This window comes from Candidatus Pantoea communis (genome assembly GCF_011752685.1).
Lineage (GTDB): Bacteria > Pseudomonadota > Gammaproteobacteria > Enterobacterales > Enterobacteriaceae > Pantoea > Pantoea communis.
In genome coordinates this window covers 84,133-102,553 of sequence record NZ_VWXC01000018.1, presented here as the reverse complement: position 1 = coordinate 102,553, position 18,421 = coordinate 84,133, and the positions used below count along the sequence as shown (strand labels likewise).

At 54.9% G+C, this 18,421-nt stretch carries 16 protein-coding genes; 7 read left to right on the top strand and 9 right to left on the bottom strand.

What is annotated here, in order from left to right; genetic code table 11:
• The first annotated feature begins 9 nt into the window (after window positions 1-9).
• From typA to fabY, 5 genes are all read left to right on the top strand, one after another.
• Window positions 10-1,830, top strand: coding sequence for a ribosome-dependent GTPase TypA (gene typA / locus F3J37_RS20965; RefSeq protein ID WP_166935480.1), 1,821 nt, complete (start codon window positions 10-12; stop codon window positions 1,828-1,830).
• A gap of 183 nt (window positions 1,831-2,013) precedes the next feature.
• On the top strand, window positions 2,014-2,610 hold the full coding sequence (gene yihX, locus F3J37_RS20960) for a glucose-1-phosphatase (RefSeq protein WP_038644008.1): 597 nt from the start codon (window positions 2,014-2,016) through the stop codon (window positions 2,608-2,610).
• Window positions 2,611-3,483, top strand: a complete 873-nt coding sequence (locus F3J37_RS20955; protein ID WP_166935478.1) for a virulence factor BrkB family protein — start codon at window positions 2,611-2,613, stop codon at window positions 3,481-3,483.
• Window positions 3,480-3,917, top strand: coding sequence for a D-aminoacyl-tRNA deacylase (dtd, locus tag F3J37_RS20950; protein WP_166935476.1), 438 nt, complete (start codon window positions 3,480-3,482; stop codon window positions 3,915-3,917). The genes F3J37_RS20955 and dtd overlap by 4 nt, the downstream gene beginning before the upstream one ends.
• A 59-nt stretch (window positions 3,918-3,976) precedes the next feature.
• Complete coding sequence (gene fabY / locus F3J37_RS20945) at window positions 3,977-4,924, top strand: fatty acid biosynthesis protein FabY (RefSeq protein WP_058960147.1); 948 nt, start codon at window positions 3,977-3,979, stop codon at window positions 4,922-4,924.
• Window positions 4,925-5,054: 130 nt separating this feature from the next.
• On the opposite strand, the gene F3J37_RS20940 is transcribed toward fabY, so the two are convergent.
• The 3 genes from F3J37_RS20940 to F3J37_RS20930 all read right to left on the bottom strand — a co-directional run bounded on the left by F3J37_RS20940 (window position 5,055) and on the right by F3J37_RS20930 (window position 9,261).
• On the bottom strand, window positions 5,055-6,734 hold the full coding sequence (locus F3J37_RS20940; RefSeq protein ID WP_166935474.1) for an AsmA family protein: 1,680 nt from the start codon (window positions 6,732-6,734) through the stop codon (window positions 5,055-5,057).
• Between the two features lie 122 nt (window positions 6,735-6,856).
• Complete coding sequence (locus tag F3J37_RS20935; protein ID WP_166935472.1) at window positions 6,857-8,233, bottom strand: nucleobase:cation symporter-2 family protein; 1,377 nt, start codon at window positions 8,231-8,233, stop codon at window positions 6,857-6,859.
• Window positions 8,234-8,325: 92 nt separating this feature from the next.
• On the bottom strand, window positions 8,326-9,261 hold the full coding sequence (locus F3J37_RS20930) for a quinone oxidoreductase family protein (protein WP_166935470.1): 936 nt from the start codon (window positions 9,259-9,261) through the stop codon (window positions 8,326-8,328).
• A gap of 70 nt (window positions 9,262-9,331) precedes the next feature.
• On the opposite strand from F3J37_RS20930, the gene F3J37_RS20925 reads away from it, so the two are divergent.
• The gene (locus F3J37_RS20925; RefSeq protein ID WP_160834200.1) at window positions 9,332-9,808 is read left to right on the top strand and encodes a MarR family winged helix-turn-helix transcriptional regulator; all 477 of its coding nucleotides are present in this window, start codon (window positions 9,332-9,334) and stop codon (window positions 9,806-9,808) included.
• A gap of 47 nt (window positions 9,809-9,855) precedes the next feature.
• On the opposite strand, the gene recG is transcribed toward F3J37_RS20925, so the two are convergent.
• Genes recG through gmk form a run of 5 tightly spaced genes read right to left on the bottom strand, consistent with a single transcriptional unit; the run spans window position 9,856 to window position 15,715 of the window.
• Entirely contained in the window at window positions 9,856-11,934 is a 2,079-nt protein-coding gene (gene recG / locus F3J37_RS20920) for an ATP-dependent DNA helicase RecG (protein WP_166935468.1), read from the bottom strand.
• Entirely contained in the window at window positions 11,931-12,626 is a 696-nt protein-coding gene (gene trmH, locus F3J37_RS20915) for a tRNA (guanosine(18)-2'-O)-methyltransferase TrmH (protein WP_034823857.1), read from the bottom strand. The genes recG and trmH overlap by 4 nt, the downstream gene beginning before the upstream one ends.
• Window positions 12,627-12,629: 3 nt before the next feature.
• Window positions 12,630-14,738, bottom strand: coding sequence for a bifunctional GTP diphosphokinase/guanosine-3',5'-bis pyrophosphate 3'-pyrophosphohydrolase (gene spoT / locus F3J37_RS20910; RefSeq protein ID WP_034823856.1), 2,109 nt, complete (start codon window positions 14,736-14,738; stop codon window positions 12,630-12,632).
• Between the two features lie 20 nt (window positions 14,739-14,758).
• Window positions 14,759-15,034, bottom strand: coding sequence for a DNA-directed RNA polymerase subunit omega (gene rpoZ, locus F3J37_RS20905; RefSeq protein ID WP_034823855.1), 276 nt, complete (start codon window positions 15,032-15,034; stop codon window positions 14,759-14,761).
• 57 nt (window positions 15,035-15,091) lie between these two features.
• On the bottom strand, window positions 15,092-15,715 hold the full coding sequence (gmk, locus tag F3J37_RS20900; protein ID WP_034823854.1) for a guanylate kinase: 624 nt from the start codon (window positions 15,713-15,715) through the stop codon (window positions 15,092-15,094).
• A 239-nt stretch (window positions 15,716-15,954) separates the two neighbouring features.
• Here gmk and ligB point away from each other — a divergent pair, with 239 nt between their 5' ends.
• Window positions 15,955-17,640, top strand: a complete 1,686-nt coding sequence (gene ligB / locus F3J37_RS20895) for an NAD-dependent DNA ligase LigB (RefSeq protein ID WP_166935467.1) — start codon at window positions 15,955-15,957, stop codon at window positions 17,638-17,640.
• On the opposite strand, the gene F3J37_RS20890 is transcribed toward ligB, so the two are convergent.
• Window positions 17,637-18,254, bottom strand: a complete 618-nt coding sequence (locus F3J37_RS20890; protein WP_034823853.1) for a trimeric intracellular cation channel family protein — start codon at window positions 18,252-18,254, stop codon at window positions 17,637-17,639. The two genes, ligB and F3J37_RS20890, sit on opposite strands and share 4 nt — an antisense overlap.
• Window positions 18,255-18,421 lie beyond the last annotated feature (167 nt).

Below are 18,421 nucleotides of genomic sequence, written 5' to 3'. Positions count from 1 at the left end.
GGCAAAGCTGTGATCGAAAATTTGCGTAACATCGCCATCATCGCGCACGTTGACCATGGTAAGACCACCCTGGTTGACAAGCTGTTACAACAGTCTGGTACGTTTGATGCTCGTACCGAAGCGACTGAGCGCGTAATGGACTCCAACGATTTGGAGAAAGAGCGTGGGATTACCATCCTCGCAAAAAACACCGCCATCAAATGGAACGACTACCGTATCAACATCGTTGATACACCAGGACACGCCGACTTCGGTGGTGAAGTGGAACGTGTTATGTCCATGGTGGATTCGGTGCTGCTGGTTGTAGATGCGATGGATGGCCCTATGCCGCAAACCCGCTTCGTAACCAAAAAAGCCTTTGCTCATGGTTTGAAGCCGATTGTAGTCATCAACAAAGTTGACCGTCCGGGCGCGCGTCCTGATTGGGTTGTTGATCAGGTGTTTGACCTGTTCGTTAACCTCGACGCGACTGACGAGCAGCTGGACTTCCCTATCATTTATGCGTCAGCGCTGAATGGTATCGCCGGTCTGGATCACAACGACATGGCAGACGACATGACCCCGCTGTACCAGGCGATTGTGGATCGTGTTTCTCCACCACAGGTTGAAGTTGAAGCCCCACTGCAGATGCAGATCTCGCAGCTGGACTACAACAACTACCTGGGCGTTATCGGCATTGGCCGCATCAAGCGCGGTAAAATCAAGCCGAACCAGCAAGTCACTATCATTGATAGCGAAGGCAAAACCCGTAACGGTAAAGTCGGTAAAGTACTGGGCCACTTGGGTCTGGAACGTATCGAGAGTGCCGAGGCTGAAGCAGGCGATATCATCGCTGTGACCGGTCTGGGCGAGCTGAACATCTCTGACACCATCTGCGACACGCAGAAGGTTGAAGCGCTGCCAGCCCTGAGCGTTGATGAGCCAACCGTAACCATGTTCTTTAACGTCAACACTTCACCTTTCTGCGGTAAAGAAGGTAAGTATGTGACTTCGCGCCAGATCCTGGAGCGTCTGAACAAAGAGCTGGTGCACAACGTGGCACTGCGTGTTGAAGAAACCGAAGATTCAGACGCATTCCGTGTGTCTGGTCGTGGTGAGCTGCACTTGTCTGTTCTGATCGAGAACATGCGTCGTGAAGGTTTCGAACTGGCGGTATCCCGTCCGAAAGTTATCTTCCGCGAATTCGAAGGCCGTAAACAAGAGCCATTCGAAAACGTGACCCTCGACATCGAAGAAACCCACCAGGGTTCTGTGATGCAGGCGATGGGTGAGCGTAAAGGCGATCTGAAAAATATGGATCCAGATGGCAAAGGCCGTGTACGTCTCGACTACATGATCCCAAGCCGCGGCCTGATCGGCTTCCGTAACGAATTCATGACCATGACTTCAGGTACTGGCCTGCTGTACTCCACCTTCAGCCACTACGACGATGTGCGTCCAGGCGATGTGGGCCAGCGTCAGAACGGTGTACTGATCTCTAACGGCCAGGGTAAAGCAGTCGCATTCGCACTGTTCAGCCTGCAGGATCGCGGTAAGCTGTTCCTGGGTCACGGTGCTGAGGTTTATGAAGGCCAGATCATCGGTATTCACAGCCGTTCTAACGACCTGACAGTTAACTGCCTGACCGGTAAGAAACTGACCAACATGCGTGCGTCAGGTACTGATGAAGCGACCACTCTGGTTCCACCGCAGAAAATGACGCTGGAGCAGGCTATCGAGTTCATCGATGATGACGAACTGGTAGAAGTGACTCCGCAGTCAGTCCGTATTCGTAAACGTCACCTGACCGAGAACGACCGTAAGCGTGCGTCTCGCGGCGGTAAAGAGTAAGCGAAACAGTCTGATATTTAAGCCCCGCATCGCGGGGCTTTTTTGTGCCTGCAACCCGCTGCAACGCTCGCTTTGTGAAAGTTGTCCCCGATTCCAGAACGCTTATTTCCCCCTCATCGTACCTGTTCAGTCATGCTTTTTGCCGCTAAAGTGAATGATCCAGGGAATAGAAGGAGAGGCGTCATGCTGTACATCTTTGATTTAGGCAATGTGATTGTTGATATCGATTTTAATCGCGTGCTCGGCGTCTGGAGTGACCTGGGACGTGTGCCGCTGGCGACCTTACAAAGTCGCTTCCAGATGGATGAGGCGTTCGAGAAACACGAACGTGGTGAGATCAGCGATCCCGAGTTTGCGGCGCGTATCTGTGATCAACTGGATATCGCCTTAAGCTATCCGCAATTCACCGCGGGCTGGCAGGCGGTGTTTGTCGGGGTGCGTCCGGAAACGCTGGCGATCATGAACACACTGCGCGCCAACGGTGAGCGCGTGGTAATCCTGTCCAACACCAATCAGTTGCACTTTGAGTTCTGGCCAACGCAGTATCCGGAAGTGCAACAGGCCGCCGATCACGTCTATATGTCGCAAGACATAGGCATGCGTAAGCCAGAAGCGCGTATCTATCAATATGTGCTTGAGCACGAAGGCTATACCGCCGATCAAGCGGTGTTCTTTGATGATAATCGCGCCAACATTGATGCCGCGCGCGCGCTAGGTATAGAGAGCGTGCTGGTGGAAGACGCGAAAACCGTGCCGGACTGGTTCGCGAGCCGTCGCTGAGTGGTAACACGTAACCATTTGCGTCACTCGGTACACGCGTTTTTCCTGTGGGTTAAACTGCTCTGGCGCCGTGTTGATGAAGACAACATGACGACGCAGGCCGGGAATCTGGCCTACGTCTCATTGCTGGCTTTGGTGCCGCTGATCGCCGTGGTGTTTGCGCTTTTTGCTGCTTTCCCGATGTTTTCGGAGATCAGCGTCCAGCTTAAGCATTTCATCTTCAGCAACTTTATGCCGGCAGCCGGTGACGTTATCCAGCGCTATCTCGACCAGTTTGTGGCCAACGTCAATAAAATGACAGCGGTGGGGATTGTCGGATTGATCGTGACTGCGCTGTTGCTAATGCACTCGGTAGACAGCGCACTCAACGCGATCTGGCGCAGTACTAAACCACGACCAATGGTTTACTCCTTTGCCGTCTACTGGATGATCCTGACGCTGGGCCCGATACTGGCTGGTGCCAGTCTGGCCATCAGTTCTTACTTATTATCGCTACGCTGGGTCAACGTCACCGGCGTCACCAGCCTTATCGATCAGGTGTTACGCATCTTCCCTCTGGTGCTCGCCATCCTCGCATTCTGGTTGCTCTACAGCATCGTCCCGACGCGCCGTGTGCCAACACGTGATGCGCTAATTGGTGCGATTGTCGCCGGGCTGTTGTTTGAGCTGGGCAAAAAAGGGTTTGCGCTCTATGTTACGATGTTCCCTTCGTATCAATTAATTTACGGCGTACTGGCAGTCATCCCGATTCTGTTTTTATGGGTTTACTGGACCTGGTGTATTGTGTTGTTAGGCGCGGAAATCACCGTCACCCTGGATGACTATCGCCAGCTAAAACAGCAGGAACGCGAAAAAGAACGAGAGGAAACATGATTGCTTTGATTCAGCGCGTCAGTCGCGCCAGCGTCGTGGTTGATGACGCGACGGTGGGCGAGATTGGCGCCGGTTTGCTGGTGTTATTAGGGGTGGAGAAGGGCGATGACGAGCAAAAGGCACAGCGCTTATCTGAACGCGTGCTGGGTTATCGCATCTTCGGTGATGAGAACGACAAAATGAACCTGAACGTACAGCAGGCCGGTGGCAGCGTGCTGGTGGTTTCGCAATTCACACTTGCCGCCGACACCAACAAAGGCATGCGTCCCTCATTCTCGGGTGGTGCCGAACCGGCGGAAGCCGAGCGTCTCTATCACTATTTCAGCGATTGTTGCCGGGCACAGGGTGTGACCACGACGAACGGTCGTTTTGCTGCCAACATGCAGGTTTCGCTGGTGAATGATGGCCCAGTGACCTTCTGGTTGCAGGTGTGAGGTTTTCAGCCGAGCGGCCAGGGATCAGCCACGCAAGCTCCGAACGAGAGAATCACTTTATGTATCATCTTCGTGTGCCGCAAACGGCGGAAGAACTGGATACCTATTATCAGTTCCGCTGGGAAATGTTACGTAAGCCACTGCGTCAGCCGCAGGGTTCTGAGCGTGATGCCTGGGATGCACTGGCGCATCATCAGATGGTGGTCGATGAGCAGGGCGCTCCTGTTGCGGTTGGCCGTCTCTATATCAATGCGGAAAACGAAGCGGCCATCCGCTTCCTGGCCGTACACCCTTCGGTGCAGGGCAAAGGATTAGGGACGCTGGTGGCGATGACGCTGGAATCCGTTGCGCGTCAGGAGGGGGCGAAGCGCGTGACCTGTAGCGCACGTGAAGACGCCGTGGAGTTCTTCGCCAAGCTGGGTTATGTCAATCAGGGAGAAATCACCGCGCCACAAACCACGCCGGTGCGCCATTTCCTGATGATCAAACCGGTGGTGACACTGGATGACATTCTGCACCGCGCTGACTGGTGTGGTCAGTTGCAGCAGGCCTGGTACGAGCATATTCCGCTCAGTGAGAAAATGGGCGTGCGCATTCTGCAATATACCGGGCAGAAATTCGTTACTACCATGCCAGAAACCGGTAACCAGAACCCGCACCACACGTTATTCGCTGGCAGTTTGTTCTCACTGGCTACGCTCACAGGTTGGGGGCTGATTTGGCTATTACTGCGCGAGCGGCATCTCGGCGGCACTATCATCCTTGCCGATGCTCATATTCGTTACAGTAAGCCCATTAGTGGGCGTCCGGGTGCAATTGCCGACCTGGGATCACTGAGTGGCGACCTTGACCGTCTGGCGCGTGGTCGTAAAGCACGCGTGCAGATGGAAGTGGAACTGTTTGGTGATGATGAGCTGGGTGCGGTGTTTGAAGGGGTATATATCGTACTGCCAGCCGATGCAGAGGGTGCATTAGAAGAGGGTGGCTCGGGTGCACGCATTAATTAATGCGTGCAGATTACGTTGTAGCCATCTTCAACCTTAATCGGTAGCAGCGCGAAGAATGGCGCATCGGTGAGCGACAGGGTGTCGCTACTGATACGCGGCATTCCTCGCATCGCTACCGTTTGCTGAAAATCTATTGAACCTGACCCGCATGCATCGTCTGCTGCACCGATTGTGTATCGGTGGTCACGGACACATTACCCCCAACACTTTGGCGCAATGGCGCGGCAGCACTCAATGAACCTTTCACCTGTAGCAAAAGATTACTGTTGCCGCTAAGAGGCAACGCAGGCCAGCCCCAGTTCTGCAACACATTGGCGGGCACCGCCTGACCTTTGAGATTCAGCGTCAATGGACGCTGTGCATCCTGGCCAACACTCGCCGTCCCTTCCAGCAAACCGTTACCGTTGAAGGCGCTCATTTCCGTCACCTGAATCTGCTGATCGTTAGCATTAAAGGCAATGGAGGGATGGCGCAGATCGGTGCGATTAAACGTTGCTTCCGCCGCGTTAAAGCTCGCTTTACCGCCCCAGATTCCCCACTGATGCTGGCGTGCCAGTAGCAGGTTATCGGCGTTACCATCCAGCGCGGTCATCTGGAATGGGAAAGCAGGGTTGATGTCGATCACCAGATTACGATTGGCCGTAGCGTGTGTCACCAGCACGCTATCCAGCCATGATGGCAATGCTTGCTGCCAGCGGTCGCGCCAGTTCTGCGGTAAGGTATATTCCAGCCCGGCAATGGCTAAATCATTCAGCGTCAGGCGTTTATCGCTGCGCGTCCAGTTGCCGCTGGCACGGATCACGCCATTGGCCCAACGTGAACTGAACTGGGCCAATTCAATGCCCTGCGCCGAGAAGTTGGCATTCACAATCGGATCGTTCAGCTCAAAGCCACCATTAATGAAGTTACCGGCATTCATCGACAGTGAGCCATCATCGCTTTGCCAGTCATCTCCACGCAGCGTGATGTTCTTCAGGGTTAAATCGAGGTCGGTGACAGCCCAATCGGGCCCTTGCAGTCGGGCATCAGTCATATCCAGGCGATTGATGCTCACTGACGGCACGTCGCGCAGAGGATTGAGGAAATCACTCAGATTTTGATGGGTCTGCAGGCGGATATCGTTAAGACGTAGCTGATCAATCTTCCAGTTACCCTGCGCGTCGCGCTCGGCGTTGCCGGTCATCGAACCACGCGCGAGATCGGCCCCAATATTGCTGAATATCATGCGGTGCTGCTTCACACTTCCCTGCAGCAGCACATTGTTGCCCGGAACACCATTCAGCGTCAGCTTGCCTGCGCTCATCTGGAACTGTGCATCGCTGCCCAGCATATCCGTCGGGGTCGGTTTCCACGGGATAATTCCGCCATTAACCCGTTCAGCGATCATCGGCAGCATGCTGTGCGGGCTATCAATGCGCACGTTGTTCAGTTGCAGGCGATTGGCCTGGATAGGCAGCGTGGTATCGGGCGTCTGATTCGCGAGGTTAATCTCGCCATCACGCACGTCGATGCTATCAAAATGCAACCAGTCACTGAATTGCACCAGCGCCAGTCCAAGATCGACGCGCTTGGCCACCAACACCGCTGGCTGACCATCGTGCCCAAAGCTGAAATCATCCAGCATGATGTGCGAGGGAGAAGAGAAGTTGTGCTCTATCTTGCTGAGGGAAAGATGCCAGGCGGTCTTATCACTTACCCAACGGCTAAACCAACCTGCGCCCCACTGTGTCTGCAGCAAGACATACAGGACAACCAGCCCCAGCAGAATCAGCAGCAGTAAGGTAAGGAAAAACTTGCCTAAAAATTTCATCGCATCCATCCATCCCGATATTTATCCGGTAAGAGGTTGTTATGCCTGAATTACCGTTACAGCTCAACAGCCTGGATGTAAAAGCGGATAAATAACAGGCAGGCCGTAGCCTGCCTTAAGGGTTACTTTTCCTGTGGAAAGACGAGGTTAAGCACGATTGCGGTGATACCACCGGCAGCAATGCCTGAGGAGAGCAGGGTTTTCAGCCAGTCCGGGGCGAATTGCAGAATCAGTGGTTGCTGTGAAACACCCAGGCCAACGGCCAGCGACAGTGCGATGATCATAATGGCGCGACGGTTCAGCGGCTCGCGCGAAACGATGCGTACACCCGATGCCGCAATCGTGCCAAACATCACGATGGTGGCACCACCCAGCACTGGCTCAGGAATGTGCTGCACAAAACCACTCACCGCCGGGAACAGGCCAAGCACGATCAGCATCAGTGCCACGACAAAGCCCACATAACGGCTGGCAACGCCGGTCAATTGGATCACGCCATTGTTCTGCCCAAAGCAGGAGTTCGGAAACGTATTGAACAATGCGGATACAAATGAGTTGAGGCCATTAGCCAGCACGCCGCCTTTTAAGCGCTTCATATACAGTGGGCCGCTCACCGGTTGCTCTGACACATCCGAGGTGGCAGTGATATCGCCGATGGTTTCCAGCGAGGTCACCATAAACACCAGCATCAACGGGATCAGCAGGTTCCAGTCAAAACCGAGACCGTAATAAAGCGGTGTCGGTACCGCCACCAGCGGTTGAACGGTGGGCGCGCTGGTGGCAGGTAGCATATCCAGCGCCCATGCCAACGCATAACCGACCGCCATCGCGATCACCAGTGAAGCCACACGCAGGTAGGGATTGCGCTGACGGTTGAGCAGGATAATCACCACCAATACCGCGCCAGCCAGCAGCAGGTTCTTTGGTGCGCCGAAAGTGTGATCGCTCATCGCCGCGAAGCCACCGCCAATCGAGGTCAGGCCGACCTGAATCAGTGACAGGCCAATAATCATCACCACAATGCCGGAAACCAGCGGGGTAATAATACGACGCGCCAGATGCAGAACGCGTGACAGCACCATTTCGGTACAGGACGCCACCATCAACGTACCGAACAGCGCGGCCATCATGGTCGGGACATCGACACCGCCATTTTTCAGCGCCATGCCACCCATAATCAGCGGTGTCACAAAGTTAAAGCTGGTGCCCTGAATGGAGAGCAAACCCGAACCCACCGGTCCCCAGGTTTTGATTTGCAGGATCGAAGCCACACCCGATGCAAACAGCGACATGCTGATAATGTGCTGCGTATCCTGAGCCGGTAAACCCAGCGCCTGGCAAATCAACAGCGCAGGAGTGATGACCGCGACAAACATCGCCAGCAGATGCTGACAGGCAGCAAACAGCGTTTGTGGCAGCGGTGGACGATCTTCGAGGCGGTAAATCAGTTCACTTTGGGGACGGGCTGACTGATGAGTTTCAGCAGTATTAACGGACATGGTGCGCGTTCTCAATGACAACAAAGGGGCGATTTTAAACGGTTGCAGTGTGAAAGCAATCGTTTGCAATGCCCCTTTTCACTTGCATTGATTTAAAGCGTAAACACGGTACGGCTGCGGCTATCATCTTCCTGCCATGCCTGAGTCACTTCACTCAACGGGCGCATCTGGAAAGCGACCGAAAAATCACTCTCCGCCGCGGCATTCAACATTTCGCTGATGCAGGCGATCAGATCCGCATCGGATACGCTACCCAGACCGCTGCCCATTAATGTCAGACCGGATGAGCGCAACAGCTTGCTGTGCAGGGTGATCTCCTGGCCACTCAGCGAGCCAATTTGCACGAAGCGCACCGCTTTCTCTCCACCCGCGACAGCCGCCTGCATGATATCGAGCGCGCTCTGGCCCCACAGGTAATCCAGCACGATATCGATGCCTTCTTTCATCAGTGCGGGCAGTGCGCCGGGCAACTCATCCAGCGTCAGGGTGATGTCCGCGCCCTGGGCACGCAGTTGATCCAGTACTTCACGATTGCGACCAGTGGCGATAATTTTGCCTGCGCCGAGGTGTCGTGCAATGCGCACCGCTAATCCACCTGAAGTGCCGGTGGCGCCATTGATCAGCACCGTTTCACCCGGCTGCAACTGCGCCCGGCGCGTCAATGCTGCCCAGGAGGACATGCCCGGATTGGCGATGGCGGCTGCCAGCACCGGATCGAGTGAGGCGGGCAGAGGCACAATGGCAGTGGCTGGAACCAGGGTTCTTTCCGCCATGCTGCCCCAGGGCGCATCAAACGCGAGAAAATAGACCGGATCGCCGTTGCTGAGTGTACCGGTACCGTCAATGCCGGTGATAAAAGGATATTGTGTGGTGGCACTGTAGTGTTTGCCAGACGCGCGTGCTTTCGCCAGTTGACTGACGGCAGCCGCTTTAACGCTAACTATCACATGCTGTTCATCGGCTTGCGGTTCAGGGAAATCAGCGTAAACCGGCTGTTCACCCGCTGCGGAAACGATAGCTGCTTTCATGCATTCTCCTTCAGATAATCGGAAGATATGTGTAATATGCACACATTAGTTCTGCCTCGGGATAACGTCAATGAAAAGTGTGCAAAATACACATAATAGTGCAGGGTTCGACGATCTGCATAATGCGCTGCTGATGATTGTGGGTACTTTTAATCGCCCGCAACGTGATGAATTACTAATAAAAGAGTCCAATATTCAACTCGATCGTGCGCTATTTCCGCTGCTGATTCAGATTGGCCGCTTTGGACCGATTGGCGTGGTGGAACTGGCAGAGCGCGCCGGGCGCGATTACACCACCGTGAGCCGTCAGGTGGCGAAACTGGAAGAGCTGGGGTTAGCGCAACGACAGAAAAATGCCAAAGACAAACGCGTAAACGAAGCGGTCATTACCGCCACTGGCAAAGCGATGACGGATAAAATCGATGCCGCACGGGCACAGATTTATCAGCATCTGTTTGAGAACTGGCAGGATAGCGAGCGCACCGAGCTGGCGCGTCTGTTGCAGAAATTTGTCGGGGATTTTATGGCGATCGATCGTAGTGAGTAAGGGAGGGTGTCGAGTTGGCTCTTTAACACGCCGTTTTTTGCCCTTTTTTAAGCGTTGCTGTAGCGCTCGGTCTCTGGCAGCCAGCGTTCAATCAACGCCTGCGCCTGTTCTGGATAGTGCTGGTGGATATGGCGTGCCACGCGTTGCACTTCCGGGATCATGCCCTGATCGCGCAGTAAGTCTGCAACCTTAAACTCCGCATTACCGGTCTGGCGCGTACCAAGTAATTCACCAGGACCGCGAATTTCCAGGTCGTGCTGAGCGATGACGAAGCCATCGTTGCTGTCGCGCAGTACCTGCAAACGCTTCTGCGCGGTTTTGCTGAGCGGCGCTTTGTACAGCAGCACGCAATGCGAGGCGACTGCGCCACGGCCCACGCGACCGCGCAGCTGATGCAGCTGAGCCAGGCCCAAACGTTCCGGGTTTTCGATGATCATCAGGCTGGCGTTGGGCACGTCTACCCCGACTTCAATCACCGTTGTCGCGACCAGTAACTGAATCTCGTTGGCTTTGAAGGCCGCCATGACCGCCTGTTTTTCTGCCGGTTTCATGCGGCCGTGCACCAGCCCAACCTGCAAGCCAGGCAGCGCGAGTTTCAACTCTTCCCAGGTGGCTTCCGCCGCTTGTGCTTCCAGTACATCTGACTCTTCAATCAGCGTACACACCCAGTAAGCCTGGCGACCTTCATGGCAGGCGTTTTTCACACGCTCAATAATATCGCCACGACGGCTGTCAGGAATGGCCACCGTGGTGACCGGTGTGCGGCCAGGCGGTAATTCGTCGATGGTGGAGGTGTCGAGGTCGGCATAGGCGGTCATCGCCAGGGTACGCGGAATCGGCGTGGCGGTCATGATCAGCTGATGCGGATGGAAACCCTGCTCTTCACCTTTTTCCCATAGCGCAAGACGTTGATGCACGCCGAAGCGATGTTGCTCATCAATGATCACCAGCGCCATGCCGTTGAATTTGACCTGCTCCTGGAACAGCGCATGCGTGCCGACCACCATCGCTACCTGTCCGCTGGCAATCGCTTCCTGCTGGGCTTCACGTGCTTTGCCTTTTTGCTTGCCAGCCAGCCAACCCACTTCAATGCTCAGCGGCGCAAACCACTGGCGGAAATTGTTGGCATGCTGCTCGGCCAGCAGCTCGGTCGGCGCCATCAGCGCCACCTGTTTGCCATGCGCAATGACATTCAGCGCCGCCAGCGCCGCGACCAGCGTTTTGCCCGATCCCACATCGCCCTGCACCAGACGCATCATTGGGAAGTCGTTGGCTAAATCGCGCTCGATCTCCTCAACCACGCGTTTTTGCGCGCCGGTGGGTGAGAAGGGCAGCGCGGCCAGCAATTGATTCACCAGATTATGCTTAGCAGGCATCGGCAACGCATGATGACGTTGAGCGCCGGCACGAACCGCCAGCATGCTGAGGTTGTGAGCCAGCAGCTCTTCAAGGATTAAGCGCTTTTGTGCGGGATGGCGACCGGTTTCCAGCTCGCTCAGACGTAAATCGGGCGGCGGACGATGCAGCGTGCGCAGGGCATCCGGCAAACTCATCAAGCCACCGCTCAGTTCTGACGGCAGCAACTCGGCAATCGGGCAGCTTTCCAGCAACGTCAGCGCTTGATCGGTGAGATTGCGCAGCGTGGCCTGACGAATGCCTTCAGTGGTGGGATAGACCGGTGTCAGGGTTTCCTGTAGCTCGACGCCGCCCTGTTCGCCCTGCACGCGATACTCGGGATGAATAATTTCAGCACCGCGCTGACCACGTTTGATTTCGCCATAAGCGGTGACGCGGCGGCCTGGCGCCAGACTGTTTTTCATCCCGGCATTGAAATTGAAGAAGCGCATGGTCAGCACGCCGCTGCCATCACTGATCTGGCACACCAGCATACGGCGGCGGCCAAAGGTTATCTCACTGTGCAGCACTTCACCTTCCACCGTGGACCAGACGCCCGGCAGCAGGTCATTAATCTTGTAGAGTTGGGTGCGATCTTCGTAGCGCAGCGGCAGATGCAGCAGCAAATCCTGAATAGTGAACAGGCTGAGTTTAGCCAGTTTTCCCGCCTGACTGGCGCCGACGCCGGTCAGGGTACTGAGCGGTATGGCATCCAGCAGACGGCCTTTCATTTTTTACCTGTGGATTGCATGGTGGCCCACCAGTCGGCATCGGCTTCCACCTCGCCCTGGGCGTTGATATGCGGATAAGGCAGACCTTTTTGCTTCGCCACGCGTGCAAGCACCGGATAACCGCCTTCAAACAGCAAACGCTGCTGTTCATCGGCATCAAGCAAGCTGTGCTGACGTTTGTACATGCCGGCGTTCTGCCGTTGACGCTGCGCTTCATACAGAATCAGCGCGGAGGCGACGGAAACGTTGAGCGACTGCACCATGCCCACCATCGGCACAATGATGTCTTGATCGGCGAGCGCCAGCGCTTCAGCGGTGATGCCGGTTTTTTCCTGCCCCATCAGAATGCAGGTCGGTTTGGTGTAATCGATCTCGCGAAAATCCACTGCATTGGCCGACAGATTGGTCGCCAGCACCTGCATCCCCTGATCTTTTAAGTGACGCACGGCTTCTGCGATATGACGATGCGTCTGCACTTTCACCCAACTGTTGCTGCCCGCTGAAGCAGATACCATGGTGCGCATGCGCACGCTAGGCCAGACGGCGTGCACTTCATGGATGCCGACCGCGTCAGCAGTACGAATCACCGCCGAGACATTATGCGGCTTATGGACCTGCTCCATGCACACGGTGAGGTCGTGCTGGCGCATGGCCAGCATTTCCTGGATACGAGCAAAACGTTGAGCGTTCATGCATTAATTACGGTTACGGTGAACTTTAATCACATCCGGCATTACGCGGATTTTACGCATAATGTTGGCCAGATGGACGCGATCGTTCGCGGTGAGGCGGATAAAAGCGCTGTAAACACGGCCGTCGCGCTCTTCCGTGTTAAGACTTTGGATGTTGGATCCCGCTGTGTTGATAGCTGCCGTCAGGTTCGCCAGTGCGCCCTGATGGTTGAACATATCCACCTTAATTTCCGCAACGAACTCCTGATCGATAACTTTATCCCACTCAACCGGCATAAACTTCTCGGGCTCTTTCTGATAGCCACGGATGTTACGACAGGATTCGTGGTGCACCACCAGACCTTTGCCCGGGCTGACGTGCGCAACGATCGGATCGCCAGGAATCGGACGACAGCACTTGGCAAAGGTAATCAATACGCCATCAGCACCTTTGATCGGCAGCTTTTTGCGTTTGCTGTTGCTTTGCGGCTGCTCAGCGCCCGACTGCAGCAGGTTTTTCGCCACGACCACGCTCATGGCGTTGCCGAGGCCGATCTCCGCCAGCAAATCGTCAATGCTGGTCAGCTTCATGCGCTCCAGCTCGTGCTGAATATTTTCCGGCGGGATCTCTGCCAGCTTCTTGCTGCCGCCGAGCGCATGGCTCAACAGACGACGGCCAAGGTTGACGGAGTCTTCGCGTTTCAGGTTTTTTAGTAGCTGACGAATTTTGGCGCGTGCTTTCGAGCTCACCACAAAGTTGAGCCATGCCGCGTTAGGACGGGCACCTGGCGCAGTGATGATTTCGATGGTTTGGCCGCTGGTTAGCGATTGCGACAGCGGATAAGGCTGGCGATCGACGCGGGCGCCCACACAGGCATGGCCAATATCGGTGTGCACGGCGTAAGCGAAGTCTACCGGTGTGGCGCCAGCAGGCAGTTCGACGATACGGCCTTCCGGCGTGAACACGTAGATCTCATCCGGGAAGAGATCGGATTTCACGCTCTCGATAAATTCAAACGAGCTACCGGCGCTTTGTTGCAGCTCCAGCAGGCTTTGCAGCCAGCGCTGGGCGCGAATCTGTGCGGTCGTGCCGCTTTCACCGGCCTCTTTATAAGCCCAGTGTGCCGCTACCCCCATCTCCGCCATCTGATCCATATCTTCGGTACGGATTTGCACTTCAACGGGCACGCCGTGCGGGCCAATCATTGATGTATGCAGTGATTGATAGCCGTTGGCCTTGGGAATAGCGATGTAATCTTTGACGCGTCCAGGACGCGGTTTGTACAGGCTGTGCATCTGACCGAGCACGCGATAACAGGTATCCAGGTCTTTCACGATAACGCGAAAGGCATAAATATCCATGATTGAGTGGAATCGCTGCTCTTTCAGGTGCATTTTGCGGTAGATCGAATAAAGATGCTTCTCGCGGCCACTGACGCGGCAGGGAATGCCTGCTTCCTGTAAGCGCCCGTCGATTTCAGAAAGGATCTTCTGAATCATCTCTTTACGATTACCGCGTGCCGCTTTCACCACCTCTTTTATCACGCGGAAACGATTTGGATAGAGGGCTTCAAAGCCGAGTTCTTCCAACTCTGTTTTCAGGTGATGAATACCAAGTCGGTGCGCCAGAGGACTGTAAATCTCCAGCGTTTCCAGTGCGATACGACGTTTCTTATCCGGTCGCAACGCACCGAGCGTGCGCATGTTGTGCGTGCGGTCAGCCAGCTTGATCAGAATGACGCGGATATCCTGCACCATCGCCATGATCATTTTGCGGAAGTTTTCAGCCTGCGCTTCTTTCTTGTCGCGGAACTTCAGCTTGTCGAGTTTCGACACGCCTTCCACCAGTTCGGCCACGCTTTTGCCAAACAGCTGTTCCATATCCTGGTAAGTGGCGGGTGTATCTTCGATCACGTCATGCAGCAGCGCTGCCATCAGCGTTTCATGGTCGAGTTTCATCTCGGCCAGAATGCAGGCAACGGCAACAGGATGGGTGATGTAAGGTTCACCGCTGGAGCGTGTCTGACCCTCGTGGGCATCACGCGCGACGAGATAAGCTTGCTTGAGGCGCTTGATTTGCTCCTCAGGCAAGTATTTTTCAATCAGTTGATTGAGGCTTTCAAACAGATACAAGGTTGACCTGCGAAGTGCTGTTAACGACGACCTTCAGCGATAGCGGTAACGGCTTGTAACTCAGCGGCTTCCTGCTCTTGCTGCTCCTGACGATCACGCACATCCAGAATCTGGGTAGTGATCAGGCCTTCTTCGATTTCGCGCAGGGCGATAACGGTGGCTTTATCGTTCTCTTCCGGAACCAGCGGATCTTTACCGCCTACCTGCATCTGACGTGCACGACGTGCAGCGACCAACACCAGGTCAAAACGGTTACCAATTTTCTCTACTGCGTCCTGAACGGTTACGCGTGCCATAGGTGTGCTACTCCACAGATGATGAAGAAATGACTGGGCATAATACTGAAAGTGACTTCAGACTGCCAATAGTTTGCTGATTAAAGCATCATGTCGCGATTTTTGGCGACTCATACGCAGACGTTCTGCGCGAATAATGTGTTTCAGGTCGGTCAGTGCCAGGTCGAAATCATCATTCACGATCAGATAATCGTATTCAGCGTAGTGACTCATTTCCGCCACGGCCTGAGCCATACGGCGGGCGATAACCTCTTCGCTATCCTGACCACGGCCACGCAGGCGACGATCTAACTCTTCAGTCGACGGCGGCAGCACAAAAATGCTGCGTGCGGCAGGCATTTTCTGGCGAATTTGCTGAGCACCTTGCCAGTCGATATCCAGAAATACATCGACACCGGTCGCCAGCACGCGCTCAATCGCGGCGCGCGAGGTACCGTAGTAATTGCCAAACACTTCCGCATGTTCGAGGAAGTCTTCAGCGGCAATCATGGTCTCAAATTCAGGCTTGGAGACAAAGAAATAGTGTTCACCATGAACTTCACCGGGACGCACGCCGCGAGTGGTATGGGAAACAGACACCTGCGTATCGTACAGCGGCTGTGTCTTCAATAAAGCCTGAATCAGACTGGATTTACCCGCGCCACTGGGGGCGGAAACAATATAAAGCGTGCCTTGAGCCATGGTTATCTTGAATTGAGTAAAGAGCGGAGTCGATTTCCTGCACAGTATACACGGCTTAACGGTGCCACGCAGCGTTTGCCGTTGGGCTAAGGTAATTCTTTTTCTGTGAACCCGCGTCAGATAACGCGGTAAGCCGCTGCAAACGGCTTAAAAAACCGGGAATACGTTTGCTCTTTATCGCCTTCAGTACTGGTCATTGCCCTCATCGCACTCTCCAATAGACAAAAAGGAGAGCAACGATGAAAGGATGGTGGTGGTTGTGTTGCTGGTTTTTCACCGCGGCTTGCGGGGCTGAAGCGCTGTGCCCTAACTGGTCACCGGTGCGCGCCGAACAAGAGATGGTTCAATTACATAGCCAGCTACGGCACTGGGATGATGCCTACTATCGCAAGGGCACGAGTCTGGTTAGCGATGGGGACTATGACAGCTTGCAGCAACGCTTACTGCATTGGCAGCGCTGCTTCGCGCCGGATCAACGGGCTTATCAAGCGCAGCCCACAACGGACGGTAGTACCCGACACCCGGTGGCACACACAGGGGTACGGAAACTGCGTGACAAGTTGGCGGTGGCTTACTGGATGCAGGATAAATCGCCACTGTGGATACAGCCGAAAGTCGATGGCGTGGCGGTAACGCTGGTGTATCGACGCGGGCAATTGGTTTCCCTGGTGAGTCGCGGCGATGGCTTGCGTGGCGAAGAGTGGATAACCAAAGCCCGCCATATTCCGGCGATTCCTACTCACATTGAAACCGATCGTGAAGAGGTGGTGCTGCAAGGCGAGCTGTTTCTGCTTATGACCGATCATCAGCAAGCACGTGACGGAGGGCGAAATGCCAGAGCGCAGGTGGCGGGTGCGATGATGCGTCATGAAGCTTCTCCGCTGCTGGTAGATTTCGGCATTTTTATCTGGGCATGGCCCGATGGTCCAATCCATATGCCCGCTCGACTGGCGCAGTTATCACGCTGGGGATTCGGTCTGGCGCAGGACTGGAGCCGCCCAATCAAGAACGAAGAGGAGGCGGAGGTGTGGCGCGATCGCTGGTTCCGTGCATCTTTGCCGTTCGTCACAGATGGCGTCGTGATCCATCAATCACCCGTCGGTGCCGGGCGGGACTGGCAGCCTGGTCAGGGGCATTGGTCCGCCGCGTGGAAATATCAGCCGGTTGAAGTCAGCAGTGAAGTGCTGTCCGTGGATTTCAACGTTGGGCGCACGGGGAAAATTGCCGTGGTGCTGAACCTCACTCCCGTTCAGCTGGATGATAAAACCGTGCGCAGAGTGAATCTTGGATCGCTGCGGCGATGGCGGGAGCTGGATGTCATCGCAGGTGATCAAGTGATAGTCACGTTAGCCGGTCAGGGTATTCCTCGCTTAGAGCGAGTCATTTGGCGGGTGAGAGGGCGAGATTATCCTTTAACACCACAGCAGGGCGAATTTAATCCGCTGTCTTGTTTGCACTTCAACCATGATTGTCGGCTGCAGTTCTTATCACGCCTCACCTGGCTCAGTCAGAAATCGGTGCTGAACATCCCTGGCGTGCAACGTAGTAGCTGGCAGCGGTTACTGAACAGTGGCGCCATCACCCATCTTTTCTCCTGGCTGACGTTAACGCCAGAAGAGATCGCGCAGGACAGCGGGATGTCCTCTGCGCGGGCACGAGAGATTTGGCAACGTTTCCAACAGACACGTCAGCAACCCTTTCGTCGCTGGGTGAGCGCATTAGGTCTACCGCTTCCCCGAACCGCGTTGCAGGCCTTAGCGGATAACGACTGGACAGCGTTGCTGGCTCGCTCGGCAGATGAGTGGCAGCAGCTACCCGGCATCGGGCGCACACTGGCAGAGCGGATTGTTAGCATGCTGCAGGATGAGGAATTACAGCAACTGATCCGCTTTTTACAGCTGCAGGAGATTCCTGATGCACCTTAATGTTCGGGATGGGGATAGTTGAAGATCGGCAGGCCAAGGCGGAAGCGCAGTGCTAATAAACGGCCAAAAAAGCCAGCCAACAGCGTAATGATCACCACGGCTTCATGCGGAAGCGGCGTTTTGAGCAACAAAATGTAGAGCCAGCCTGCGGCAAACGCGATACCGGCGTACAGCTCTTTTTGAAATACCAACGGAATGCGGTTGCAGAACATATCACGTAATACGCCACCAAATACGCCGGTGATCACGGCGGCAATAGCGGCAATGATTGAGGCATGGCCAGAATCCAGCGCGACCTGCGCGCCAATAATGGAGAACACCACCAGGCCAAGCGCATCCAGTACCAGAAATACTTTACGCAGATGATTCATCAGAGGGGCAACAAAAGTGGTCACTACTGCAGCGGCGGCCACAATCATGATGTACTCCGGGTTTTTAACCCAGCTCAATGGATAGTGCCCGAGCAGGATGTCACGCACCGAGCCGCCTCCGATTGCAGTGACGGACGCAATGATGATGACGCCAAACAGATCCATTTTGCGGCGACCAGCGGCCAGCGCACCGGTCATGGCTTCGGCGGTGATGCCAATAATGTAGAGAACGGTTAATAACATAGAGCACTCCATAAGATCGGCGGCCAGCCTAAAGATTTCCTCAGCTATCGACCACTGAGTATTTCTAAAGCAGACGTCATCGGATTAGCTGTTTTGATGCCGCTCATGCTAACAGGCTTAACCCGCTTGATAAATCAGGAGTGTGTTACGCATTCGCATTAAAAAAT